General features: G+C 68.3%; 18 protein-coding genes. 12 read left to right on the forward strand and 6 right to left on the reverse strand.

What is annotated here, in order from left to right; translation table 11 throughout:
- Positions 1 to 18: 18 nt before the first annotated feature.
- Positions 19 to 1107, reverse strand: coding sequence for a dimethylsulfone monooxygenase SfnG (gene sfnG / locus AC0Z2B_RS30355; RefSeq protein WP_476301656.1), 1089 nt, complete (start codon positions 1105 to 1107; stop codon positions 19 to 21).
- Between the two features lie 154 nt (positions 1108 to 1261).
- Positions 1262 to 2821, reverse strand: coding sequence for a glucosyltransferase domain-containing protein (locus tag AC0Z2B_RS30360; RefSeq protein ID WP_476301658.1), 1560 nt, complete (start codon positions 2819 to 2821; stop codon positions 1262 to 1264).
- Positions 2822 to 3031: 210 nt separating this feature from the next.
- On the opposite strand from AC0Z2B_RS30360, the gene AC0Z2B_RS30365 reads away from it, so the two are divergent.
- Complete coding sequence (locus AC0Z2B_RS30365) at positions 3032 to 4270, forward strand: acyl-CoA dehydrogenase family protein (RefSeq protein ID WP_416423640.1); 1239 nt, start codon at positions 3032 to 3034, stop codon at positions 4268 to 4270.
- Between the two features lie 290 nt (positions 4271 to 4560).
- On the opposite strand, the gene AC0Z2B_RS30370 is transcribed toward AC0Z2B_RS30365, so the two are convergent.
- Together AC0Z2B_RS30370 and AC0Z2B_RS30375 are read right to left on the reverse strand one after the other, a co-directional pair.
- Entirely contained in the window at positions 4561 to 5955 is a 1395-nt protein-coding gene (locus tag AC0Z2B_RS30370) for an FAD/NAD(P)-binding protein (RefSeq protein ID WP_476301660.1), read from the reverse strand.
- Between the two features lie 49 nt (positions 5956 to 6004).
- Positions 6005 to 7369 (reverse strand): LLM class flavin-dependent oxidoreductase, encoded by a 1365-nt coding sequence (locus AC0Z2B_RS30375; RefSeq protein ID WP_476301662.1) that lies wholly within the window; start codon positions 7367 to 7369, stop codon positions 6005 to 6007.
- A 327-nt stretch (positions 7370 to 7696) separates the two neighbouring features.
- On the opposite strand from AC0Z2B_RS30375, the gene hflK (AC0Z2B_RS30380) reads away from it, so the two are divergent.
- The 4 genes from hflK (AC0Z2B_RS30380) (at position 7697) to AC0Z2B_RS30395 (ending at position 13667) form a co-directional block, all read left to right on the forward strand.
- The gene (gene hflK / locus AC0Z2B_RS30380; protein WP_476301664.1) at positions 7697 to 9628 is read left to right on the forward strand and encodes a protease modulator HflK; all 1932 of its coding nucleotides are present in this window, start codon (positions 7697 to 7699) and stop codon (positions 9626 to 9628) included.
- Positions 9629 to 9643: 15 nt separating this feature from the next.
- Complete coding sequence (gene hflC / locus AC0Z2B_RS30385; RefSeq protein WP_416423633.1) at positions 9644 to 10684, forward strand: protease modulator HflC; 1041 nt, start codon at positions 9644 to 9646, stop codon at positions 10682 to 10684.
- A complete protein-coding gene (gene hflK / locus AC0Z2B_RS30390; RefSeq protein ID WP_476301666.1) occupies positions 10681 to 11727 on the forward strand; it encodes a protease modulator HflK in 1047 nt (348 codons plus the stop codon). Before hflC ends, hflK (AC0Z2B_RS30390) begins: the two co-directional genes overlap by 4 nt.
- 68 nt (positions 11728 to 11795) lie before the next feature.
- Positions 11796 to 13667 carry a cation-translocating P-type ATPase gene (locus tag AC0Z2B_RS30395; RefSeq protein ID WP_476301684.1) on the forward strand — a complete coding sequence of 624 codons (1872 nt, stop codon included), beginning with the start codon at positions 11796 to 11798 and terminating at the stop codon, positions 13665 to 13667.
- Positions 13668 to 14044: 377 nt separating this feature from the next.
- On the opposite strand, the gene AC0Z2B_RS30400 is transcribed toward AC0Z2B_RS30395, so the two are convergent.
- Positions 14045 to 15022, reverse strand: a complete 978-nt coding sequence (locus AC0Z2B_RS30400; protein WP_476301667.1) for a GlxA family transcriptional regulator — start codon at positions 15020 to 15022, stop codon at positions 14045 to 14047.
- A 64-nt stretch (positions 15023 to 15086) separates the two neighbouring features.
- Positions 15087 to 15650, reverse strand: a complete 564-nt coding sequence (locus AC0Z2B_RS30405; protein ID WP_473006191.1) for a helix-turn-helix domain-containing protein — start codon at positions 15648 to 15650, stop codon at positions 15087 to 15089.
- A 274-nt stretch (positions 15651 to 15924) separates the two neighbouring features.
- Here AC0Z2B_RS30405 and AC0Z2B_RS30410 point away from each other — a divergent pair, with 274 nt between their 5' ends.
- The 7 genes from AC0Z2B_RS30410 to AC0Z2B_RS30440 all read left to right on the forward strand — a co-directional run bounded on the left by AC0Z2B_RS30410 (position 15925) and on the right by AC0Z2B_RS30440 (position 23391).
- Complete coding sequence (locus tag AC0Z2B_RS30410) at positions 15925 to 18846, forward strand: monovalent cation/H+ antiporter subunit A (RefSeq protein ID WP_476301670.1); 2922 nt, start codon at positions 15925 to 15927, stop codon at positions 18844 to 18846.
- A complete protein-coding gene (locus AC0Z2B_RS30415) occupies positions 18846 to 19190 on the forward strand; it encodes a Na+/H+ antiporter subunit C (protein WP_476301671.1) in 345 nt (114 codons plus the stop codon). Before AC0Z2B_RS30410 ends, AC0Z2B_RS30415 begins: the two co-directional genes overlap by 1 nt.
- Positions 19187 to 20803 carry a monovalent cation/H+ antiporter subunit D gene (locus AC0Z2B_RS30420; protein WP_476301673.1) on the forward strand — a complete coding sequence of 539 codons (1617 nt, stop codon included), beginning with the start codon at positions 19187 to 19189 and terminating at the stop codon, positions 20801 to 20803. The genes AC0Z2B_RS30415 and AC0Z2B_RS30420 overlap by 4 nt, the downstream gene beginning before the upstream one ends.
- Complete coding sequence (locus AC0Z2B_RS30425) at positions 20800 to 21288, forward strand: Na+/H+ antiporter subunit E (RefSeq protein ID WP_476301675.1); 489 nt, start codon at positions 20800 to 20802, stop codon at positions 21286 to 21288. The genes AC0Z2B_RS30420 and AC0Z2B_RS30425 overlap by 4 nt, the downstream gene beginning before the upstream one ends.
- Positions 21285 to 21563: a K+/H+ antiporter subunit F gene (locus AC0Z2B_RS30430; protein ID WP_476301677.1), complete on the forward strand. Its 279-nt coding sequence runs from the start codon at positions 21285 to 21287 to the stop codon at positions 21561 to 21563. The genes AC0Z2B_RS30425 and AC0Z2B_RS30430 overlap by 4 nt, the downstream gene beginning before the upstream one ends.
- Positions 21560 to 21904: a Na+/H+ antiporter subunit G gene (locus tag AC0Z2B_RS30435; protein WP_476301679.1), complete on the forward strand. Its 345-nt coding sequence runs from the start codon at positions 21560 to 21562 to the stop codon at positions 21902 to 21904. The genes AC0Z2B_RS30430 and AC0Z2B_RS30435 overlap by 4 nt, the downstream gene beginning before the upstream one ends.
- A 542-nt stretch (positions 21905 to 22446) precedes the next feature.
- Positions 22447 to 23391 carry an IS110 family transposase gene (locus AC0Z2B_RS30440; RefSeq protein ID WP_476301681.1) on the forward strand — a complete coding sequence of 315 codons (945 nt, stop codon included), beginning with the start codon at positions 22447 to 22449 and terminating at the stop codon, positions 23389 to 23391.
- Positions 23392 to 23895: the final 504 nt, after the last annotated feature.

Below are 23895 nucleotides of genomic sequence, written 5' to 3' on the forward strand. Positions count from 1 at the left end.
GTCCCCGGCCCTCAATGCTCAGGCCGGCTCAGCCACCCGCGCGGCTTCCAGCTCACGCACCAGCGGCAGCACCTGCTTGCCGAAATACTCCACCTCCTCCTGGAAGTGCAGGAACCCCGCCAGCACCAGGTCCACGCCCACCGCCTTCAGCGCGACGATGCGCTCGGCGATCTGCCGCGGCGTGCCGATGAGGTTGGTCTTGAAGCCGTCGTTGTACTGCACCAGGTCTTCGTAGCTGGACTTGGCCCAGTTGCCCTCGCCTTCAGGCGAGGCGCTACCGGCCTGCTTGGCCGCCGCCCCGAAGGCGCTGACCGCCTCGAAGTCGGCCTTGTCGATGATCTCGGCCAGCACCGCGCGGGCCTCGGCCTCGGTGTCGCGGGCGATGACGAAGGCGTTGACGCCCACCTTCACTGAATGGCCGTTGGCCGCCGCCTTGGCGCGAATGTCGTCGACCTGGGCCTTGATGCCTTCCACCGTGTTGCCATTGGTGAAGTACCAGTCCGACACCCGCGCCGCCATGTCCCGCGCCGCCCGGCTGCTACCGCCCTGGAAGATCTCCGGGTGCGGCTGCTGCAAGGGCTTGGGCTTGAGGGTGTAGTCGTTGAAGCGGTAGAAGTCGCCGCGGTAGGTGAAATGGTCCTGGGTCCAGATGCCCTTCAGCGCGGTGATGAACTCTTCCGAACGGCGGTAGCGCTCGTCGTGCTCCAACCACGGCTCGCCGATGGCGGTGAACTCGCCCTTGAACCAGCCGCTGACGATGTTCACCGCGATGCGCCCACCGGTGAGCTGGTCGATGGTGGCCAACTGCTTGGCGGCCAGCGCCGGTTGCCACGGGCCGGGCAAAATCGCCGCGATGATTTTCAGCTTCTGCGTGGCCGCCAGCAGCGCGTGGCTGAACGCCACCGACTCGTGCTGGTTGTCGGCGCCGTAGCCGGCGGTGAAGCGGATCTGCGTGAGGCCATATTCGAACCCGGCGGCCTCGGCCAGCTGCGCCAGCTTGCGGTTGTAGTCGATGTCCCAGCTGGTGCGCTGGGTGATTTTGCTCACCACCAGGCCGCCGCTGACGTTGGGCACCCAGTAGGCAAATTTCACGGGGGTATGGCTCATGTCGGTTCGCTCTTGGGGACAAAGGTGCAGTACCCGGAGCAGCAACCGTGCCAAACATTAAAACCTATGAAATACAATCAGTTGGATGCGCAGGAAAACAGAACAACTGTCTGCCCGGATGCAATTGCTGAATCACTGTCGGCCCAGCAACAGTTCACTCCAGCGCCGGGCATTCGGGCTGCGACACCCGCGCGGCGAAGCGGATGTAGGCCTTGTCCCCCACCACGTACAGGCCATAGAACGGCCGGCTGACCACCGGCGCGCCCAGGGTGGCGAGGTCCACCGACTCGTCGGCCAGGGTGGTCACCCCCCACTTGCGCAGCTGCTCGGGCAGGAACTGGTAGTCGTTGGCGGCGATAAAGCGCAGTGCCGGCAGCATGCGTTGCACGCACACGCGGGCGAAGACGTTGTTGATGTCGTTGTTGTTGTCCTCCAGCACGCTGATGCTGCTGGCCTGGCTGACCTGCGGGTGGTTGAAGATGTCCGTCACCACCAGCGTGCGCACGAACTGCTGCAGCTCGTTCTGCTCGCGCAGGTACTGCCCGTAGACGTAGGCGAAAGACAGGAACACCGCCAGCGGCAACGCCAGCACCAGGGTCCAGCGCACTGCCAGGCGCGCGATGAAGCCATGGGCCAGGAGCAGCAGCGCCACCAGCAACGGCGCCACGCCCACCAGGGTACGGGCGTCGGAGTTGTTGCCGAAGTCGTACAGCACCAGCAGCAAACCACCCACCGCCAGCACCGCGCCCACGGTAGCCAGTGCCGTAATGGCCAGGTACGCGGCTTTCAGCCCGGCGCGCACCGGCGAGCGCAGCGCCGTCGCCAGCGTCAGCCCAAGCCCGGCCAGGGCGCACAGCGCCAGCAGGGCGAACACCCAGCCGTTGGCCGGGGTGATGAACAGCCCGACCTTGCCGGCCAGCGCGCCCAGGCGCACGCCCCATTCGTGCAGCGACGGCCATACCACGCCGCCGCGGTCGTTCATCAGCAACTGGTAGGCCGTGAGGTAATAGAACACGCCGCCGGCCAGCAGCACGGCCAGGTGTTGCAGCGGCTGCCACAGCAGCGCCCTGAACGTGGCGGGGATGGTGGTGTGACGAAGCAGGTCCACGCAGGCCAGGCCGACGAAGACGTTCAGCGGCAGCTGGTCCAGGCTCATGGCCGCCGCCAGCATGGCGCCGCGCACCAGCACCTGCCACCCCGCCGCACGTAGGCTGAAGCTGATGGCCAGCACCACCAGGGCCACGCCCAGGCTCAGGGTCAGGCATTCGTACTGGTACGACAGCTCCTGCAAGTAGAACGGGTTGTACCACAGCGGCAGCAGCACCAGGCAGTGGCTCAGGGTGGGCCGCCGGAACCAGTGGAACGCCAGGTGGGCCAGGGCCACCGCCATCACCAAAATCGCCAGCAGCATCGACAGCGGGAAGAAATCCGGGGTGCCGGGGGTGAAGCTCACGGCGTTGAACAGGTAGTCACCCAGCGGCCGGCCCTCGGGCTTCCACCAGGTGGCCGCCTGCATTTCCCGCAGGTTGTCGTCGATGAACAACACGTTGTCGAGGATCAGCGGCAGCACGTACAGGCCCAGCGCGGCGAGGTAGAACAGCAGCACCTGCCGCGCCGTCAGCGGCTGGCTGGCCAGGGTCTGCAACAGGCGGCCCAGGCGCGCGCCACTGACAATGGGCATTTCAGCGAGGTCGGTATCGTGCGGTTGCGGCATCGAAGGCTCCACTTCAGAAAACGGTTCCTGGGACCAGTTCAGTGCAGGGCGGCGCATCCGTCCAGTGTCGGCAGGCCCACGCTTTGCTGATCCGCTGCTGCCACGCCAACAGCGCCAGGCCACCTTGCACGCGCATCGCCCCGGAAAACGGGGCGGTGCGACGCGGCACGATGCCTGCAACGGGGGTGTATCGAACCAGAGAACCTTGCCATGACCGACCATCAGATCATCAACCCGCTGGCCACCGGCACCGACTACCAGGCCCTGGCCGCCCGCTTCCGGCCGATCTTCGCGCGCATCGCCGAAGGCGCCGTGGCCCGCGAGCAGCAGCGCACCCTGCCCCACGAACCGATTCGCTGGCTCAAGGAAGCCGGTTTCGGCGCCGTGCGCGTGCCGGTGGAGTACGGCGGTGGCGGCGCCTCGTTGCCGCAACTGTTCGAGCTGCTGATTGAACTGGCCGAGGCCGACGCCAACGTGCCCCAGGCCTTGCGCGGGCACTTCGCCTTCGCCGAAGACCGCCTCAACGCCCCGCCCTCGCCGGCCCGCGACCGCTGGTTCGCGCGCTTCGTGGCCGGCGATATCGTCGGCTGCGCCTGGACCGAGATCGGCGCGGTAAACATCGGCGACGTGATCACCCAGGTCAGCCCGGACGGCGAACAATGGCGCCTCAACGGCGAGAAGTTCTACAGCACCGGCAGCCTGTTTTCCGACTGGATCGACGTGTTCGCCCGCCGCAGCGACACCGGCGCCGATGTCATCGCCGCCGTGCGCACGAACCAGCCGGGCATCGTCCAGACCGACGACTGGGACGGCTTCGGCCAGCGCACCACCGGCAGTGGCAGCTCGCGCTTCGTGGACGCGGTGGTGGAGGCCGAGCACGTGATCGACTTCGCCAGCCGCTTCAAGTACCAGACCGCGTTCTACCAACTGGTGCTGCTGGCCACCCTGTCAGGCATCGGCCGCGCCGCCCTGCGCGACGTGAGCCAGGGCGTCAGCCAGCGCCGGCGCATCTACAGCCACGGCAACGCGCCGCAGGTCAGCCAGGATGCGCAAGTGCAGCAGGTGGTGGGCGAAATCGCCGCCTGGGTGTACGCCGCCGAAGCCGCTACCTTGCGCGCCACGCAGCCGGCACAGCGCGCCTACCTGGCGCGCTTCGGCCACGACGCGGCTGCCGAGCACCAGGCCAACGTCGACGCCGAGCTGGAATCGGCACGCGCCCAGGTCGCGGTCACCGAACTGATCCAGCGCGCCACTACCACGCTGTTCAACGCCCTGGGCGCCTCGGACGTGCGCACCGGCAAGTCCCTGGACCGCCATTGGCGCAACGCGCGCACGGTGTCGTCGCACAACCCCACCATCTACAAGGCACGCATCGTCGGTGACTGGGCCATCAACGGCACCGAACCGCCGTTCGTGTGGCAGATCGGCAACGGCCCCTCCGCCACGTAGCAGCAACTGTCTGGAAAATGGCGTCGTCTGCATCGCGACTAAAGTCGGCTCCTACGCCGTTCGTGGTAGGAGCCGGCCTTGGCCACGATGCAGGCGACGCGGTCCATGGGGTATCCGCATTCGCGTAGCAGCTGCCGAAGGCTGCGTCCGGCGGCGGTCCTGCATTGCTCCAGGACGCGGCCTGCGGCCGCTGCTACAGGCCCCGTAGGATGCGGCGCGCCCCTGTAGCAGCTGCCGAAGGCGGCGTCGCAGGCACCACGGTGGCTCCGGACGCAGCCTGGCGGCAGCTGCTACGGGGATTGTGTAACCAGGGTATTGGCCAGGGCCTTGGCTTGCAGCGCCACGTCGGTGACGGCGGTGCTTTCCCACCACAGGCCGCGCAACGGTGGGCCCATGGCGAACAGCCGGGCCGAGGCCTGGCCGGCGGCGTCGTGCACGGCGCCGTTGGCTTGGGCTGCGATGCCCAGCGCCAGCGGGCCGGGGCGGATCAGGCCGCGCGCCAGAAGCTGCCGGGGCAGCGGCCGGTCCACGCGGCGCCAGTCGTATTCGATGCCGGTGGAGTTGATCAACGCCACGCCGGTATCGATGCGCTCGGCGGCCTGGCCGCGGTCACGCACGCTGATGCCCACCTGGCCGTCTTCAGTTGGGGCCAGGCCCAACAGTTGCGCGGCGTCGATGCGCACCCGCCCCTCTTCCACCAAACGCTGCAGCAATGCGTCGCTGGGCGGCGGCGAGCGGTGGTGGTGGCTTTCCCACCAAGGCCGCGCATGGCGCACGAACTGCCGCTTGTGCCAGTCGCTGGCACCGCTCCACAGCCGGCCGATGTGGGCGCGCACGGTGTCCAGCGGCGCCTGCCAGTCGATGCCGGCGGCCTGGGCCTCGCGGCATTGCCGGCGCAGCGCCCGCCACACCTGCAACGGCGTGCGGAGGGTGGGGTCGGCGGCCAGGAAGTCCGGCCACGTCGGCGGCTGCCGGCGCACCTGGGGCAGCAGGCCATGGCGCGAATAGATCTGGATCGGCCCGCGGTGCCCGGCCTGTTCCAGGGACACTACGGCGTCGACCATGGTCAGCCCGGAGCCGATGATCAGCACCCGGCCATTGGGGTCGAGGCCAGCCATGGCCTGCACGTCCCAAGGGTCCACCGCCGCGGCGTTGAGGCCGCTGGACTGGCGCTGGCGGGTGCGCGCCGCCGGGAACATGCCGGTGGCCAGCACCGCCTGGCTGCCGTGCACCTGGCTGCCGTCGGCGAGGGTCAAGCGCACGCCGGCGGCGTCTACGTGCAGGTCGACGACCTCGCTGCGCACATGCTCCAGGGTCGAGCCCTGGGCCGCGCCTATGGCCCGCGCCGCCGCCAGGTGCTGCTGGGCGTAGACGCCAAACAACCCGCGCGGCGGGAACAGCTCGGCCACCGGTACGTGCTGGCGGTCGGACTCGGGCCAGCCGCCGGCGGCGATGTGCGCAGCCAGCCACTGGGTCAGGTCCTCGGCGTTGTCGGGGTCCACGCTCATGCGCGCGGCGTTGCCGTTGAGGGTGTGGCCCAGCTCGGTGGCGCTGTAGGCTTCGCCGCGGCCCAGTTCGGGGCGCGGTTCGAACACCCGCAGCCGACGCTGGCCGGGCTGGCGCAGCAGTTGCGCGGCCAGCAGGGTGCCGGACAGGCCGCCGCCGATGATCAGGATGTCTTGCATGGGGTGCTCACTGTTAGCAGTGGGGTTGCCGGGAACATCATAAACAGCTTCACGGTTTTCGGTAGCCCGCCGCCGGGTGATTGCCGGGCAGCCGCGCGCCTTCGCCGAACAGCTTCTCGCGCAGGGTGCCGCTGCGGTACTGGGTCTTGTACACCCCGCGCTTCTGCAGTTCGGGCACCAGGTGGTCGACCACGTCGCTGAAGGTTTCGTGGGTCACCGCGTAGGCCAGGTTGAAACCGTCGACGTCAGTGTCGGCCACCCATTCCTCCAGCAGGTCGGCGACGGTCTCGGGGCCGCCGACGAACAGCGGACCGAAGCCGCCGATGCCCACCCAGTCTGCCAGCTCGTTGGGGGTCCAGACCGTGTCCGGGTCGGCGGTGCTGAAGGCTTCCACCGCCGACTGGATGGCGTTGGTCTTGACGTGGCGCAGGGCCTCGCCGGGCTGGAACTGGCTGAAGTCGATGCCGGTCCAGCCGCTGATCAGCGCCATGGCGCCCTCGTAGCTGACCCAGGACTTGTACTCCTCGAACTTGGCCCGGGCCTTGGCGTCGGTCTCGTCGACGATCACCGTCTGCAGGTTGAAGATCAGCACGCTGCGCGGATCGCGCCCGGCCTCGGCGGCGCGGCGGCGGATGTCGGCCACGGTCTTCTTCAGCAGCACCTTGGACGGCGCGGCGACGAACACGCACTCGGCATGCTCGGCGGCGAATTGCTTGCCCCGGCTGGACGCGCCCGCCTGGTACAGCAGCGGCGTGCGCTGCGGCGACGGTTCGCACAGGTGAATGCCGGGCACCTGGAAGTGCTTGCCGTGGTGGTTGATGGGGTGGATCTTGCTCGGGTCGCTAAAGAGGCGCCGCTCGCGGTCGCGCAGCACCGCGCCCTCCTCCCAGCTGCCTTCCCACAGCTTGTAGCAGACCTCCAGGTATTCCTCGGCGTAGTCATAGCGCGCGTCGTGCTCGGTCTGTGCGGCCTGGCCGATGTTCTTGGCGCCGCTTTCCAGATATGAGGTGACGATGTTCCAGCCGGCGCGGCCCTGGGTCAGGTGGTCCAGGGTCGACAGGCGCCGGGCGAAGGGGTACGGGTGCTCGAACGACAGCGACGCGGTGAGGCCGAACCCCAGGTGTTCGGTGACCATCGCCATGGGTGGAATCAGCTGCAACGGGTCGTTGACCGGCACCTGGGTGGCCTGGCGAATGGCGGCGTCGCCGTTGCCCTGGTACACGTCGTAGATACCCAGCACGTCGGCGATGAACAGGCCGTCGAACTTGCCGCGCTCGAGGATTTTAGCCAGGTCGGTCCAATAGGCCAGGTCCTTGTACTCCCACGAGCGGTCCCGCGGGTGCGCCCACAGGCCCGGGGACTGATGGCCCACGCAATTCATGTCAAAGGCGTTGAGGCGGATTTCACGCGACATGCAGCTCTCCAAACTGAACAAAGATTCATACACTTGATGAGCAGGTCATTGCACAGTGCGTGCCGCTTCGCCGCGCCCCATGTTTGCGGGGCCATGGCCATAAGCCGGGGCGGCACGGGCCTGCTGTTGGCCAGCAAACTGTTGCGCGGCTGTTGCCTGGGCAACAGTGGCGGCGCGGGCGTGGGACGAAAATTTCACGGCCAGCGTTATACAGTTACTTTTTATGGGTAGACTGCCCGGTCGCCTGAGCGTCTGTTTTTTTCAACGGTAAACCGCAACGACCCTGGCCGGGTCGCGCACCTGCCTGTGCGAGCGTATGGAGATGTGATGAGAGTTGACCTGGATGCCCCGGCTGGGGATCTGCACGCCCTGCCGCGGTTCGTGCGCGCGGCCTGGCAGGCGCGCCGCCTGTTCGGCCTGATGCTGGGGCTGGGGGCGCTGTTGATGCTGGCCCTGGTGGCCGGTATTTTCGTTGAGCTGTTTACCCGTGATTCGCTGTGGGTGCCGCTGCTGTGCGGCATCAGCGCCAGCTGCCTGACCCTGCTGGGCAGCAGCCAGTGGGCCTGGCGCATCGCCCGGTGGCGCGCCGCCGCGCTCAACGGCGAGCCGCTGGAACCGGTCACCGAGTGGGTGCAGGACGAGCCTCGCGGCGCTTACGACCGCCTGCTGGACCGCGTCGGCGACACCCTGGCGGTGTGGCTGCAACGGCTGGGCGTGGCGGCACTGTGGCTGATGGCCGGCTGCGTGCTGGCGCTGCTGCTGGTGAACTACGGCTGGAACCTCAACCTGGCGCCCCAGGCCCTGGGCCAGACCGCCTACGCCGTCGCCGGGCTGTTGCTGGTGGTGGCCTTCGCCCTGCTGGTGCTGGAACGCCACCTGAACGCCAGCGACCCGGTGCAATGGCCCGAGGCCTCGGGCCTGGCCCTGCAACTGCGCATCACCCTGGCCAGCCTGCTGCTGGCCGCGGTGTGCCTGTTCTTTGCCAACGGCGAGGCGGTGTGGCCGCTGCGCCTGGCGGTGCTGGCCGGCCTGCTGCCGGCCCTGGGCGCCCTGGAGCTGCTGGTGCGCGCGCTGCTGTCAGTGTTCAGCCCGCAGCGCCTGACCCTGGAACCGCAGATCGTCGCCGACAGCCTGTTCGCCGGCCTGCTCAACTGGCCGCCGCGCCCGCTGCGGCGCCTGCAGGATGAAATGCAGCAGCGCTTCGGCATCGACCTGCGGCAGATCTGGGCGCTGGGCTTCATGCGCCGCGCCAGCCTACCGGTGCTGGCCCTGATCGCCCTGATCGGCTGGCTGCTGAGCGGCGTCACCCAGGTGCCCATGAACGGCCGCGCCGTGTACGAGCAGTTCGGCAAGCCGCTGACCGTCTACGCCCCCGGCCTGCATGTGGGCCTGCCGTGGCCGTTCGGCCAGGCGCGCACCGTGGAGAACGGGGTGATTCATGAGCTGGCCACCAGCGCCGAAGGCGGCGCCGGCGACGAAACCAGCAGCGCCGACGGCCCGGCGCCCGTCACCGCCAACCGCCTGTGGGACGCCTCGCACCGCGCCGAGAAATCCCAGGTCATCGCCAGCAGCGCCGGCGACAAGCAGAGCTTCCAGGTAGTGAACATGGACGTGCGCTTCGTCTACCGCATCGGCCTGACCGACAAGGCCGCCCTGGCCGCCACCTACAACAGCGCCGACGTGCCGGCGTTGATTCGCAGCACCGCCAGCCGCGTGCTGGTGCACCAGTTGGCCGGCCGCGAGCTGGACGACATGCTCGGCGAAGCCCGCGCGCAGCTGGGCGAGGACATCGGCAAGCAGGTGCAGGCCGACCTCGACCGCCTCGACAGCGGCGTGGAACTGCTGGCCACCGTGGTGGAGGCCATCCACCCACCGGCCGGCGCCGCCGATGCCTACCACGGCGTGCAAGCCGCGCAGATCGGCGCCCAGGCGCTGATCTCCCGCGAGCGCGGCAACGCCAGCGTCACCAGCAACCAGGCGCGCACCGACGCCAGCATGGCCACCGACAACGCCCAGGCCACCAGCGCCGAGAACCTGGGCGCCGCCAAGGCCGCCGACCTGCGCTTCAGCGCTGAACTGCAAGCCTGGCACAGCGCCGGCCAGGCGTTCATCAACGAGCAGTATTTCAGCCAGCTGGCCCAGGGCATGGCCAATGCCAAGGCGTTGATCCTCGACCATCGCATTGCCCGGGACGAGCCGCCGACCCTGGACCTGAGAACCTTCGCCGCGCCGGTCGACCCCGGCCAGCCACGCCGCTAACGGCCTGCAGGAGTTTTGATTTTGAGTACATCGCACAACCACGCGGGCCACGACCACGGCCACGATCATCATGACCATGCACACCACGACCACGGCCATGACCACGACGATGGCGCGCCGTCGCGCCCCTGGAAGCGCATTGGCATTGCCGCCCTGCTGGTGCTGTTCGCCATCGCCACCGCCTGCCTGGTGCAGGTGCGCAGCGGCGAAGCCACAGTCATCACCCGCTTCGGCAACCCCTCGCGCGTGCTGCTGGAGCCGGGCCTGAACTGGCGCCTGCCGATTCCGTTCGAATCGGCGGTGCCGGTGGACCTGCGCCTGCGCACCACCTCCAGCGGCCTGCAGGACGTGGGCACCCGCGACGGCCTGCGCATCATCGTCCAGGCCTACGTGGCGTGGCAGGTGCAGGCCGACAACGCCGACGTGCAGCGCTTCATGCGCGCGGTGCAGAACCAGCCTGACGAAGCCGCACGGCAGATCCGCACCTTCCTTGGCTCGGCGCTGGAAACCTCGGCCAGCGGCTTCGACCTGTCGAGCCTGGTGAACACCGACGCCAACAAGGTGCAGATCGCCGACTTCGAAGACCACGTGCGCCAGCAGATCGCCAAGCAGCTGCTCGACACCTACGGCGTGCGCGTGCTGCAGGTGGGTATCGAACGCCTGACCCTGCCCGCCGTGACCCTCAATGCCACCGTCGAGCGCATGCGCGCCGAGCGCGAGACCATCGCCACCGAACGCACCGCCGAAGGCAAGCGCCAGGCTGCGGAGATTCGCTCCGGCGCCGAGCGTGACGCGCGCATCCTGCAGGCCGACGCCACGGTGAAGGCGGCCGATGTGGAAGCGCAGTCGCGGGTGGAGGCCGCGCAGATCTACGGCAAGGCGTACGCCGGCTCGCCCGAGCTGTACAACCTGCTGCGCTCGCTGGACACCCTGGGCACCATCGTCAACTCGGGCACGCGCCTGGTGCTGCGTACCGATGCGGCGCCGTTCCGCGCCCTGGTCGACGGCCCGCCGCAGCTGGCCGCCCCCGCCGCCGCCAGCGGTGCCAAGCCATGAGTGGTGCCGCCCCCGACCCACGGCTGCCCAGCCCCTGGCTGCAGGCCGGCCGCCTGACGTTCCTGGCGCTGTACGGCGTTACCCTGCTGGCGGCCTTCGGCTGGGCCGTGTCGAACATTCGCCAGGTGGGCCCGGAAAGCCGCGCCGTGGTGCTGCGCATGGGCGCCCTGGAGCGCATCCACAGCGCCGGCCTGCTGGTGGCCTGGCCGCGGCCGTTCGAGCAGGTGGTGATGCTGCCCTCGGCTGACCGCGTCATCGAACAGCGGGTGGAAACCCTGCTGCGCGAAAACCAGACCCGCGGCATCGACCCCAACACCTCGCCCAACAGCGACGCGGTGGCCGGCGCCGGCTACCTGCTGACCGGCGACGCCGGGGTGGTGCAGCTGGACGTGCGCATTTTCTACAAGGTGGTGGACCCGTACCAGTACGTGCTGCAGAGCGCCAACATGACCGCCGCATTGGACCGCCTGGTCGCCCGCAGTGCCGTGGCCGTGTCCGCCTCCCGCGACCTGGACACCATCCTGGTGGCCCGGCCGGAACTGGTGGGCAGCGACAGCCAGGCCGCCGAGCGCCGCGAGCGCCTGCGTGGCGACCTGATGCAGGGCATCAACCGCAGCCTTGACGCCTTGCAGGCCCAGGGCGCCGGCCTGGGCGTGCACATCGAGCGCGTCGACCTGCAGTCGAGCCTGCCCGATGGCGCGGTCAACGCCTTCAACGCCGTGCTCACCGCCAGCCAGAAGGCCGAGCAGAACATCGCCTCGGCCCGCAACGACGCCGCCAAGGTGACCCAGGCCGCCACCCAGGAGGCCGACCGCACCCTGCAGGTGGCCCACGCCCAGGCCAGCGAGCGCCTGGCCAAGGCCCAGGCCGACACCGCCACCATCGCCAGCCTGGCCCAGACCCAGCGCGACCACAGCGACCCGGGCCTGCTGATGCGCCTGTACCGCGAGCGCGTCCCGGCCATCCTGCAGAAGGCAGGTTCGGTCACCACCGTCGATCCCCACGACGACGCCCGTCTGATTCTGCAAGGCAGCCAACCATGAGTGCGCATTCCCACCATCACCACGGCCACGCCCACCACGGGCATTCCCATGGCCACCTCACCGGCGGCATGCTCAGCGTCGACGAGCGCCGCAGCGCCGCCCGCCAACTGACCCTGGCCATGGTCGCCCTCGGCCTGCTGGCGCTGGGGCTGGGCTGGCACTGGTTCGACCCGGCCCAGGACGGCGTGGCGCAGATCCTGTTCGGCGTGGCCTCGCTGCTGGTGGCCATTCCGGTGCTGCGCTCGGCCTGGTTCAGCATCCGCCACCCCAGCCTGCACGGCCTCACCGACCAACTGGTGGCCATTGCCCTGCTGGGCGCCTGGGCCACCGGCGACCTGCTGACTGCGGCGTTGTTGCCGATCCTGATGATCTTCGGCCACGTGCTGGAGGAGCGCAGCGTGATCGGCTCCCAGGAGGCCATCGAGTCCCTGGGCAAGCTGACCCGCAGCCATGCGCGGCTGATAGCCGCCGACGGCAGCATCCGCGAAGTGGACAACGCCAGTCTCAAGGCCGGCGACCAGGTGGAAGTGCGCGCCGGCGACCGCGTGCCGGCCGACGGCCGCGTGCTGGAAGGCCAGGCCAGCCTGGACACCGCGCCCATCACCGGCGAATCGGTGCCGGTGCAGGCCGCGCCGGGCATGGACGTGTTCGGCGGCGCCATCAACCTCGATGGCCTGCTGCGCATCGAGGTGTCGCGCACCGGCGAAGACTCTACCCTGGGCAAGGTCATCGCCCTGATGCAGAAGGCCGAGCAGTCGAAGCCGCCGATCACCCGCCTGCTGGAGCGCTACGCCGGCCAGTACATGGTGCTGGTGCTGCTGATTGCCGCCGTCACCTGGTTCATCACCAACGACCCGCAGGCGATGCTCGCCGTGCTGGTGGCCGCCTGCCCGTGCGCGCTGGTGCTGTCGGCGCCGGCCACGGCCATCGCCGGCATCGCCGTGGCCGCGCGCCATGGCATCCTGATCCGCAGCTCGGCGTTCCTGGAAGAGTTCGCCGACCTCAGCTCGCTGGTGATCGACAAGACCGGCACCCTCACCTACGGCGCCCTGCACCTGCAGCGCCTGCAGGTGGTGCCCGAGTGCAGCGCCGACGAGCCGACCCTGCTGCACCTGGCCGCCAGCCTCGGCGCGGCCAGCAGCCACCCGGTGAGCCGCGCCCTGGCCACCCTGGTGCCCCAGGACGCCTACCACCCGCTGGAGCAGCTGCGCGAGCGCCAGGGCCTGGGCGTGATCGCCCAGACCCCGCAGGGCGAAGCGGCCCTGGGCCGCGCCGAGCTGTTCCAGCAGTTAGGCGTGGACCTGCCGCCGGTGCCTGAGCACGACGGGCCGATCGCCGGCCTGGCGCTCAATGGCCGCTTCCTGGCCTGGCTGCTGCTGGCCGACCAGGTGCGCCCGGAGGCCGCCGCGGCGCTGGCTGACCTGCGCGAGCTGGGCCTGGGCCGCCAGTTGCTGCTGACCGGCGACCGCCTGCCGGTGGCCAACGCCCTGGCCGCCGAGGTGGGCATCACCAACGTGGTGGCCCAGGCGCTGCCGGAAGACAAGCTGCACCGGGTGACCGACGAAATCGGCAACGGCTTCCGGCCGCTGGTGGTGGGTGACGGCATCAACGACTCGCTGGCGCTGAAAGCTGGCGTGGTGGGTGTGGCCATGGGCGCCGGCGGTGCCGACATCGCCCTGGCCTCGGCCGACATCGTGCTGATCGGCAGCGACCTGCGCCGCCTGGGCACCTGCGTGCGCCTGAGCCGCCAGTGCCGCCGCACCTTGCAGGTGAACGTCGCCATCGGCCTGGGCTGGACCCTGGCCATCGTCGCGGCCGCAGCCTTCGGCATGCTGGGTGTGGCGGGCGCGGTGGTGGCAGCGTTGCTGCACAACCTCAGCACGCTGCTGGTGCTGGGCAATGCCGGGCGCCTGCTGCGGATCGAGGAGCCTCTCAAATAGGGGCTCGACTCCGATTCATTGCCAGGCACGCAAGGCAGACCGGGTGATGTCACAGACATAATTGGCCCGAAACAAATGTAGGAGCCGACCTTGGTCGCGATGCGCCGCGCGGGCGGCGCTCGATTTCATGGGCCCAGCAGGCCGAACGGCAAGCGCCCAGTCGCCATTATGCCATCCAGCAGCCTGACGCCAGCAGCTACCCCGGGGCGCGGGGTGCTGATAGGTGCGTGTCGGTAGTCCTTCGGTGTTCCAGCAATCGAGCGACGCCCGCGCGGCGCATCGCGACCAAGGTCGGCTCCTACTGTCTATTTCGGGCCAGTTATGCCTGTGACATCACCTCGTTAGCCTTGTTTGCAGGGCCTTTGACCTTTGCAGGGCTACCCCCGGCCGCGCAACGCGATCGGGCGGTACAGGGTGCGCAAGCCATACTTCTCGCGATACTCGCTCAACGCATGCCCCGTCACCCGCAGGAAGATCTTGCGCAGCGCGCCCACGTCCTGATACCCCACGCTGGCGGCGATCTGGTCGACGTTGCGCTGGCTGGTTTCCAGCAGGTGGCAGGCGCGGGCAATGCGCAGGTGCTGGCAGTATTCGGTGGGCTTGAGGCCGGTGCTGGCGTGGAAACGGCGCAGGAAGGTGCGCGGTTCCAGCCCGGCGCAGGCGGCCATGTCATCCAGGGTCACGCCCATGGCGCGGTTGTCCTGTAGCCACAGTTGCACCTTGAGCACCGCCGCGTGGCCGTGGTCCAGGCGCGGCTGGAACGGGCTGGGGGGCAGCGGCTGGTCGCGCGGCGGCACGTTGAGCATGGCGTGGGTCTCCACCGCCAGCGATGCGCCGAAGTACAGCGCCAGCACCGCCAGGCCCAGCTCTTGCCAGGCCTGGCTGCCCGCCGCGGTGACCACATCGCCTTCGTCCACCATCGGCTCCTGGGGCAACACCCGCACCTGCGGGTAATGCGCGGCCAGGGCCATGGCCGCGTCCCAGTGCAGCGTGGCCCGGCGGCCCTGCAACAGCCCGGCCATGGCCAGCAGCCAGGTGCCGCTGTCGACGGCCATCAGCAGGGCCCCGCCGGCATGCCAGCGGCGCAACGCCTGCAGCACCGGCGCCAGGGCCTCGGCGTCAGGCACGCCAGCGTGGGCCAGCGGCGGCACGAACACCACTGCTGGTACAGCGCCTGCGTCCGAGTCCGCCAGGCTGTCCACCCGCACGGTTGGCGTTTTCGACATGCCCAGCTCTGCCCTCACCTGCTGTGCACAGGCAAACAGGTCGAGCAGCCCTGCCGTGCTGGAGGGCTGGGCACCAGGGTATTGCAGCAGGCCCAGGCGCAGCGTCGAAGGTTCGGGGATGTCTGTCATTTTTCACTGCCCTTTGCGCGAATAGGCACATGCTACCGAAACTGGGTGGGGGCAGAGAAGTGCTTTAGAACACCACGTTGCGCACAAAGCGCACGGCCACCTCGCCCTCGTTACGATAGCCATGGGGACGCTGGCTGGCGAACATGCAGAACTCGCCGGCGGCGATCTGTCGGGTGGCACCGTCGAGTTCCAGGGTCAGGCAGCCTTCGTAGACGAACACCTGCTCGCTGAAACCCTCGCCATCACAGCTGCTGTCATAGCGTTCGCCTGGCGCCAGGCACCACTCCCACAGCTCCACCTCGCGCCGCGCCGGGGCACTCGCCAGCAGCACGGCCTTGCTGCCGGGCTGGCTACCGGCCCAGGCCAGTTCGTTGATGCGGTTGGGATCGCGGTTGTCGGGGGCGCGGATCAGGTCGCTGAACACCACGTCCAGGGCCTCGGCCACGCGGTCCAGGGTGCCGAGGCTGACGTTCTTCTCACCGGCCTCGATGGCCACCAGCATGCGCCGGCTGACCCCGGAGCGTTCGGCCAGGGCGCTCTGGCTCAGGCCGGCGGCATGGCGCAGGCGGCGCACGTTGTGGCTGACGTGTTGCAGCACCGAGGCGCGGGAGGGGGAGTCTGGGGGCACGAGGTTCTGCTCTGGGGCGAAATATGCGCAGTATATTGCATCCCCCCTGCCCGTAGCAGCTGCCGCAGGCTGCGTCCGGCCGCCACGCAGCGTGCCTGATCCGGCGGGGTGCCTGGACGCAGCCTGCGGCAGCTGCTACGGGGTTCTTGTAAAATTTTGTCATGAAAAAGCTGGCAAATAGACCACTATTGTAAGGTTCTGGCACAGCTTCGCGGTTGGTGATGCCCGCCCGGCACCGTATGATCCTTTATCCCCTCCAGCAGATCAGATCGCTATGTCATTGATAGTCCTACTGCTTCTGCCTTTCATCGGTAGCTGCCTGGCAGCGGTGCTGCCCCACGACGCGCGCAACCGCGAGTCGATCCTGGCCGGCGTGGTGGCCCTGACGGGCACCGTGGCGGTGGCATCGATGTACCCGCAGATCGCCCACGGCGGTGTCATCCGCGAGACCTATGCGTGGCTGCCCAGCCTGGGCCTGGACTTCACCCTGCGCATGGACGGCTTCGCCTGGCTGTTCTCGCTGCTGGTGCTGGGGATAGGCACGCTGGTGTCGCTTTACGCGCGCTACTACATGTCGCCGGACGACCCGGTGCCGCGCTTCTTCGCGTTCTTCCTGGCGTTCATGGGCGCCATGCTCGGCCTGGTGATTTCCGGCAACCTGGTGCAGATGGTGTTTTTCTGGGAGCTGACCAGCCTGTTCTCGTTCCTGCTGATCGGCTACTGGCACCACCGCGCCGACGCCCGCCGCGGCGCCTACATGGCCCTGGCGGTGACCGGTGCCGGCGGGCTGTGCCTGCTGGCCGGGGTGCTGTTGCTGGGCCAGGTGGTGGGCAGCTATGACCTGGACACGGTGCTGGCGGCCGGCGCGCAGATCCGCGCCAGCCACCTGTACCCGGTGCTGCTGACGCTGATCCTGATCGGCGCCCTGAGCAAGAGCGCGCAGTTCCCCTTCCATTTCTGGCTGCCCCACGCCATGGCCGCGCCCACGCCGGTGTCGGCGTACCTGCATTCGGCAACCATGGTCAAGGCCGGGGTGTTCCTGCTGGCGCGGCTGTGGCCGTCGCTGTCGGGCAGCGAGCAATGGTTCTGGATGGTCAGCGGCGCCGGTGCCTGCACCCTGTTGCTGGGCGCCTACTGCGCCATGTTCCAGAATGACCTGAAGGGGCTGCTGGCCTACTCCACCATCAGCCACCTGGGCCTGATCACCCTGCTGCTGGGGCTCAACAGCCCGCTGGCCGCGGTGGCGGCGGTGTTCCACATTCTCAACCACGCCACCTTCAAAGCCTCGTTGTTCATGGCCGCCGGCATCATCGACCATGAAAGCGGCACCCGCGACATCCGCCGGCTGAGCGGGCTGTTCCGGCTGATCCCCTTTACCGCCACCCTAGCCATGGTGGCCAGCGCCGCCATGGCCGGGGTGCCGCTAATGAACGGTTTCCTCAGCAAGGAAATGTTCTTCGCCGAAACGGTGTTCATCACCTCCACCGCCTGGGTCGAGGCGGCGCTGCCGGCCATCGCCACCGTCGCCGGCACCTTCAGCGTGGTCTATGCCCTGCGCTTCACCGTCGACGTGTTCTTCGGCCCGCCCGCCACCGACCTGCCCCACCAGCCCCACGAGCCGCCACGCTGGATGCGCGCACCGGTGGAGTTGCTGGTGCTGCTGTGCCTGGTGGTGGGCATTTTCCCGGCACAGTCGGTGGGGCCGCTGCTGGCCGCCGCCGCGCTGCCGGTGGTGGGCGGCGAGCTGCCCGCGTACAGCCTGGCGATCTGGCACGGCTTCAACGCACCGCTGATCATGAGCCTGATCGCCATGGGCGCCGGGGTGCTGCTGTACCTGCTGTTGCGCGGGCAGTTGCAGCGCGGGCGGTTCCAGCGGCCGCCGCTGGTGGGCCGGTTCAACGGCAAGCGCCTGTTCGAGCGCAGCCTGGTGCTGCTGATGCGCCTGGCGCGGCGCAGCGAACGCTGGCTGACCACCCGGCGCCTGCAACCGCAGCTGTTCATGCTGGTGCTGGTGGCCGTGGTGGCCGGGCTCATCCCGCTGCTGCACAGCGGCCTGAGCTGGGGCCTGCGGCCGAAAATCGCCGGCTCGGGGGTGTTCGTCGCCCTCTGGCTGATCGCCATTGCCTGCGCCCTGGGCGCCGCCTGGCAGGCCAAGTACCACCGGCTGGCGGCCCTGACCATGGTCAGCGTCTGCGGGCTGATGACCTGCATCACCTTCATCTGGTTCTCGGCGCCGGACCTGGCCCTGACGCAGCTGGTGGTCGAGGTGGTAACCACGGTGCTGATCCTGCTGGGCCTGCGCTGGCTGCCACGGCGTATCGAAGATGCCCTGCCGCTGCCCGGCAGCGAAGGCCGCGCCCGCCTGCGCCGGTTGCGCGACCTGGTGCTGGCCGTCGCCGTGGGCGGCGGCATGGCGGCGCTGTCGTACGCCATGCTGACCCGCGCCACGCCCAACCATATCTCCGAGTTCTACCTGCGCAAGGCGCTGCCCGAAGGCGGCGGCAGCAACGTGGTCAACGTCATGCTGGTGGACTTCCGCGGCTTCGACACCCTGGGCGAGATCACCGTGCTGGCGGCCACGGCCCTGGCCATCTTTGCCCTGCTGCGGCGCTTCCGGCCACCGCGCGAGAGCATCCAGCTGCCGGCCCAGCAGCGCCTGCTGGCGCCTGACGTGGTCACCGACCTGGTCAACCCGCGCCAGGCCAGCGACACCGCCCTGGGCTTCATGATGGTGCCGGCGGTGCTGGTGCGGCTGCTGCTGCCGATCGCGCTGGTGGTGGCCATGTACCTGTTCATGCGCGGCCACAACCAGCCCGGCGGCGGCTTCGTCGCCGGCCTGGTGATGGCGGTGGCGTTCATCCTCCAGTACATGGTGGCCGGCACCCAGTGGGTGGAGGCGCAGATGCGCCTGCGGCCGCTGCGCTGGATGGGCGTGGGCCTGCTGTGCGCGACGCTGACCGGGGTGGGCGCGATGCTGCTGGGCTATCCGTTCCTCACCACCCACACCGCGCACCTGCACCTGCCGCTGCTGGGCGAGGTGCACGTGGCCAGCGCGCTGTTCTTCGACATCGGCGTGTTCAGCGTGGTAGTCGGTTCCACGCTGCTGATCCTCACCGCTTTGGCGCACCAGTCGGTGCGCAGCCACAAACCCACCGGGCTGCCCAAGCCCATTGCCGTACCGCAAGGGAGTGCCTGATGGAAGAAGTCATCGCAATTGCCATCGGCGTGCTGGCCGCCTCGGGGGTGTGGCTGATCCTGCGGCCGCGGACCTTCCAGGTGGTGATGGGCCTGTGCCTGCTGTCCTACGGGGTGAACCTGTTCATCTTCAGCATGGGCAGCCTGTTCATCGGCAAGGAGCCGATCATCAAGGACGGCGTGCCCCAGGACCTGCTGCACTACACCGACCCGCTGCCCCAGGCGCTGGTGCTCACGGCCATCGTCATCAGCTTCGCCATGACGGCGCTGTTCCTGGTGGTGCTGTTGGCCTCGCGCGGGATCACCGGCACCGACCATGTGGACGGCCGGGAGCGCCAGGAATGAGCCTGATGCCGTCCCTGCTGATCGCGCCCATCCTGCTGCCGCTGCTGACCGCCGCGGTGATGCTGTTGCTGGGCGAGAAACACCGCCCCCTGAAAGCCCGTATCAACCTGCTGTCCACCCTCGCCGGCCTGGGCATCGCCGCGCTGCTGCTGCACGGCGCCCAACAGCAGGGCCCAGCCAGCGCCATCGGCGTGTACCTGCCGGGCAACTGGCCGGCGCCGTTCGGCATCGTGCTGGTGCTGGACCGCCTGTCGGCGCTGATGCTGGTGCTCACCGGCATCGTCGCCAGCGCTGCCCTGCTGTTCGCCATGGCGCGCTGGGACCGCGCCGGGGCCAGCTTCCATGCGCTGTTCCAGATCCAGCTGATGGGCCTGTACGGCGCCTTCCTGACCGCCGACCTGTTCAACCTGTTCGTGTTCTTCGAGGTGCTGCTCGCGGCCTCCTACGGCATGCTGCTGCATGGCTCGGGGCGCGCGCGGGTGTCCTCTGGGCTGCACTACATCGCCATCAATTTACTGGCCTCGTCGCTGTTCCTGATCGGCGCGGCAATGATCTACGGCGTCACCGGCACCCTCAACCTCGCCGACCTGGCGCTGAAGATCCCGCTGGTGCCGGAAGCCGACCGCGGCCTGCTGCACGCCGGCGTGGCGATCCTGGCAACGGCTTTCCTGGCCAAGGCCGGCATGTGGCCGCTGAACTTCTGGCTGGTGCCCGCCTACGCCGCGGCCAGCGCACCGGTGGCGGCACTGTTCGCGATCATGACCAAGGTGGGGGTCTATACCCTGCTGAGGCTGTGGACCCTGCTGTTCTCCAACCAGGCCGGGGCCTCGGCGCATTTCGGCGGCGACTGGCTGCTGTACGGCGGGCTGGTGACCATTGCCGTGGCGGGCGTGGGCGTGCTGGCAGCCCAGCGCCTGGAGCGCATGGCCAGCCTGAGCATCCTGGTGTCGGCCGGCACGCTGTTGGCCGCCATCGGCTTCGGCGTGCCGGCGATCACCGGCGGCGCGCTGTTCTACCTGGTCAGTTCCACCCTGGCACTGGCGGCGCTGTTCCTGCTGGCCGAGCTGATCGAGCGCTCGCGTTCGGCCAACGACATTCCCCTGGACGACGACGGCGACCTGCTGCCGCGCCCGGTGGAGTCGCTGCACCCGCCCAAGGGCATCAACCTGGACGATGAGCAGAAGGCGGTGGTCGGCCAGGTGATTCCCTGGACCATGGCGTTCCTGGGCCTGAGTTTCATTGCCTGCGCGTTGCTGGTGATCGGCATGCCGCCGCTGTCGGGGTTCATCGCCAAGCTGAACCTGATCCGCCTGCTGTTCGGCGACGCCAGCCCGGCGGCGTGGGCGTTCGTCACGCTGCTGATCCTCTCGGGGCTGGCGACCTTGCTGGCCATGACCCGCGTCGGCGTGCAGCGCTTCTGGACGCCCCAGGAACGGCCGTCACCGCTGCTGCGCCGCTTCGAGTGCGTGCCCATCGTGGTACTGCTGGGCCTGTGCCTGCTGCTGACCGTGCAGGGCGAGGCGCTGCTGCGCTTCACCCAGGACACCGCTGCGCGGCTGGACGATCCCGCCCAGTACATCGAGGCCGTGATGGCCGCCGAGGTGCGCCCATGAAACGCCTGCTCCCTGCGCCGCTGCTGAGCCTGGCCTGCGCCCTGCTGTGGCTGTTGCTGAACCTGTCGCTGAGCCCGGGCAACCTGCTGCTGGCGGCACTGCTGGGCGTGCTGGCGCCGCTGCTGATGAGCTCGCTGCGGCCGCTGCCGGTGCGCATTCGCAAGCCCGGCACCGTCCTGCGGCTGCTGGGCCGGGTGGGCATCGATGTGCTGGTGTCCAACCTGCAGGTGGCCTGGGGCGTGCTCAACCTGGGCCGCCGGCCGCCGCGCTCGGCGTTCGTCAAGGTGCCGCTGGAGCTGCGCGACGCCAACGGCCTGGCCGCCTTGTCGGCCATCACCACGGTGGTGCCGGGCACCGTGTGGTCCGAGCTGGCGCTGGACCGCAGCGTCCTGCTGCTGCACGTGTTCGACCTGGACGACGAGGCGCGCTTCATCACGCACTTCAAGGCCACCTACGAACGCCCGCTGATGGAGATCTTCGAATGAGCGCCCTGTTTGACCCTGTCATCGTGCTGAGCCTGGCGATCTTCGCCTTAGCCATGCTGCTGACCCTGTACCGGCTGTTCAAGGGCCCCTCGGCCCAGGACCGGGTGCTGGCGCTGGATTACCTGAGCATCCTGGGCATGTTGACCATCCTCACCCTGGGTATTCGCTATGGCAGCGAAACCTACTTCGAGGCGGCGCTGCTGATTGCCCTGTTCGGCTTCGTCGGCTCGTTCGCCCTGGCCAAGTTCCTGCTGCGTGGCGAGGTGATCGAATGAACGAGTTACCCATCTGGGTGCAGGCGGCTGTCGGCGCGTTGCTGCTTTTGGGCAGCCTGTTCGCGCTGCTAGGGGCCATCGGCATGGTGCGCCTGAAGGACTTCTTCCAGCGCATGCACCCGCCGGCCCTGGCCTCGACCATCGGCGCCTGGTGCGTGGCGCTGGCGTCGATCCTGTACTTTTCCTTCCGTGAACAAAGCCCGGTGCTGCATGCGTGGCTGATCCCCATCCTGCTGGCCATCACCGTGCCGGTGACCACGCTGCTGCTGGCGCGCACGGCGCTGTTTCGCAAGCGCATGGCCGGCGAGGCGGTGCCTGGCGAGGTTAGCAGCCGGCGTTAATTACAGGTCCTGCGGTGTGCCGGACGCAGCCTTCGGCAGCTGCTACGGGACGCGTGCACCCCTTTGCATCGCGGCCAAGGTTGGGAAGCAGGCAACGCGGTTTCTGTAGCAGCGGCCACAGGCCGCGTCCAGGGCGCCGCGCTGTTCCGGGACACTGTGGTGAACCCGGACGCAGCCTACGGCAGCTGCTACGGGGGCGCGCACCCCTTTGCATCGCGGCCAAGGTTGGGAAGCAGGCAACGCGGTTTCTGTAGCAGCGGCCACAGGCCGCGTCCAGGGCGCCGCGCTGTTCCGGGACACTGTGGTGAACCCGGACGCAGCCTTCGGCAGCTTGTGTCTAGAGAAGGGAATAGAATCTGGGGTGAGAGCGGTGAATGGCAGGTTGTTCGGCAGCAGTGTTGATAAGCACGTGTAGCAGCAGAACCGCCATTCACCTCTCCGCTCTGGCTACAAGCCCGAACAGTTGAACGAGCCGACCTCGAACATCACAAGCATGGGCATCACCAGAGTGCTCTCATTCTTGAGTGTAAGAGGTGTTCCCCATGATTTCCTGGCTCGGTATCGACGTCGCTAAATCCTCCCTCGCCGTTTGGCTTCGCCCCCAAGACATCAGCTTCAATGTCCCCAATAACTCAACAGGTTATGCTCATCTAGTCGAAAAGCTGAGCGGTTACGACGTGCAGAAGGTTTTGCTTGAGGCGACCGGCGGCTACGAGCGGGGGGTGATGGCGGCCCTTCGCCTGGCTGGATTTACCGTCGTGCGCGTAAACCCTCGCCGTGCCCGGGCGTTTGCCGAGGCGATCGGTAAGCAAGCCAAGACAGACCCCATCGATGCCCAGGTCCTGGCGCAGTTTGCCGAAACCTTGAAGGCGGCCAATCCCCAGCAGGATTCGGCGCCGACCCAGTTTTTACGGGAGCTGGTGCAGCAGCGCGAGCGCTTCGTACAGCAACGTGACGACGACAGACGCCGTCTGAAACAGGCCCAATCCTCCAGGATAACCGAGCTGCTGGAAGGCCATATCGCCTTCCTGAAAGCGCAGATCCTGGAGCTGGAAAAGGCCATCGAGCAAACGATGCAGGCACTCGATGCGCCCAAGGTGGCGCAGCTGACGTCAGTCAAAGGCCTCGGCACGATTACCGCGGCCAGCCTGATGGCTTACCTGCCAGAACTGGGCGAGTTGGACCGGCACCAGATAGCGGGGCTGGCGGGGTTGGCCCCCTATAACAACGACAGCGGCAACTTCCAGGGCAAGCGCAAGATCTGCGGCGGGCGCAGTGCGGTGCGGCGAGTGCTGTACATGTCGTGCTGGACGGTCATTCGCTACGACGCCTCGTTCAAGGCGCGTTACGAGGGGCTGCGCGATAAAGGCAAGAGTGCAAAAGTGGCGCTGGTAGCGTGCATGCGCGTGCTGCTGGTCCGGCTTAACGCCATGCTGCGCGACGGCACAGCATGGCGGACGTCATTAACTGGGCAAGACAGTGGCTAGGCGAATCTGTAGCAGCGGCCGCAGGCCGCGTCCTGGAGCAACGCAGGACCGCCGCCGGACGCAGCCTTCGGCAGCTGCTACGCGAATGCGGATACCCCATAGACCGCGTCGCCTGCATCGCGGCCAAGGCCGGCTCCTACCACGAATAGTGTAGGAGCCGACTTTAGTCGCGATGCAGACGACGCCATTTTCCAGACAGTTGCTGCTACGGGCGCGCGCACCCCTTTGCATCGCGGCCAAGGTTGGGAAGCAGGCAACGCGGCTTCCGTAGCAGCGGCCGCAGGCCGCGTCCAGGGCGCCGCGCTGTTCCGGGACACTGCGGTGAACCCGGACGCAGCCTTCGGCAGCTTGTGTCTAGAAGAAGGAATAGAATCTGGGGTGAGAGCGGTGAATGGCAGGTTGTTCAGCAGCAGTGTTGATAAGCACGTGTAGCAGCAGAACCGCCATTCACCTCTCCGCTCTGGCTATAAGCCCGAACAGTTGAACGAGCCTACCTCGAACATC

The organism is Pseudomonas sp. GYB4201 (assembly GCF_056312595.1).

Bases quoted from the DNA above. Each gene is read 5' to 3' on its own strand.
- sfnG (WP_476301656.1), bottom strand. From the start codon at position 1,107: ATGAGCCATACCCCCGTGAAATTTGCCTACTGGGTGCCCAACGTCAGC.
- AC0Z2B_RS30360 (WP_476301658.1), bottom strand. From the start codon at position 2,821: ATGCCGCAACCGCACGATACCGACCTCGCTGAAATGCCCATTGTCAGT.
- AC0Z2B_RS30365 (WP_416423640.1), top strand. From the start codon at position 3,032: ATGACCGACCATCAGATCATCAACCCGCTGGCCACCGGCACCGACTAC.
- AC0Z2B_RS30370 (WP_476301660.1), bottom strand. From the start codon at position 5,955: ATGCAAGACATCCTGATCATCGGCGGCGGCCTGTCCGGCACCCTGCTG.
- AC0Z2B_RS30375 (WP_476301662.1), bottom strand. From the start codon at position 7,369: ATGTCGCGTGAAATCCGCCTCAACGCCTTTGACATGAATTGCGTGGGC.
- hflK (WP_476301664.1), top strand. From the start codon at position 7,697: ATGAGAGTTGACCTGGATGCCCCGGCTGGGGATCTGCACGCCCTGCCG.
- hflK (WP_476301666.1), top strand. From the start codon at position 10,681: ATGAGTGGTGCCGCCCCCGACCCACGGCTGCCCAGCCCCTGGCTGCAG.
- AC0Z2B_RS30395 (WP_476301684.1), top strand. From the start codon at position 11,796: ATGCTCAGCGTCGACGAGCGCCGCAGCGCCGCCCGCCAACTGACCCTG.
- AC0Z2B_RS30400 (WP_476301667.1), bottom strand. From the start codon at position 15,022: ATGACAGACATCCCCGAACCTTCGACGCTGCGCCTGGGCCTGCTGCAA.
- AC0Z2B_RS30410 (WP_476301670.1), top strand. From the start codon at position 15,925: ATGTCATTGATAGTCCTACTGCTTCTGCCTTTCATCGGTAGCTGCCTG.
- AC0Z2B_RS30415 (WP_476301671.1), top strand. From the start codon at position 18,846: ATGGAAGAAGTCATCGCAATTGCCATCGGCGTGCTGGCCGCCTCGGGG.
- AC0Z2B_RS30420 (WP_476301673.1), top strand. From the start codon at position 19,187: ATGAGCCTGATGCCGTCCCTGCTGATCGCGCCCATCCTGCTGCCGCTG.
- AC0Z2B_RS30425 (WP_476301675.1), top strand. From the start codon at position 20,800: ATGAAACGCCTGCTCCCTGCGCCGCTGCTGAGCCTGGCCTGCGCCCTG.
- AC0Z2B_RS30430 (WP_476301677.1), top strand. From the start codon at position 21,285: ATGAGCGCCCTGTTTGACCCTGTCATCGTGCTGAGCCTGGCGATCTTC.
- AC0Z2B_RS30435 (WP_476301679.1), top strand. From the start codon at position 21,560: ATGAACGAGTTACCCATCTGGGTGCAGGCGGCTGTCGGCGCGTTGCTG.
- AC0Z2B_RS30440 (WP_476301681.1), top strand. From the start codon at position 22,447: ATGATTTCCTGGCTCGGTATCGACGTCGCTAAATCCTCCCTCGCCGTT.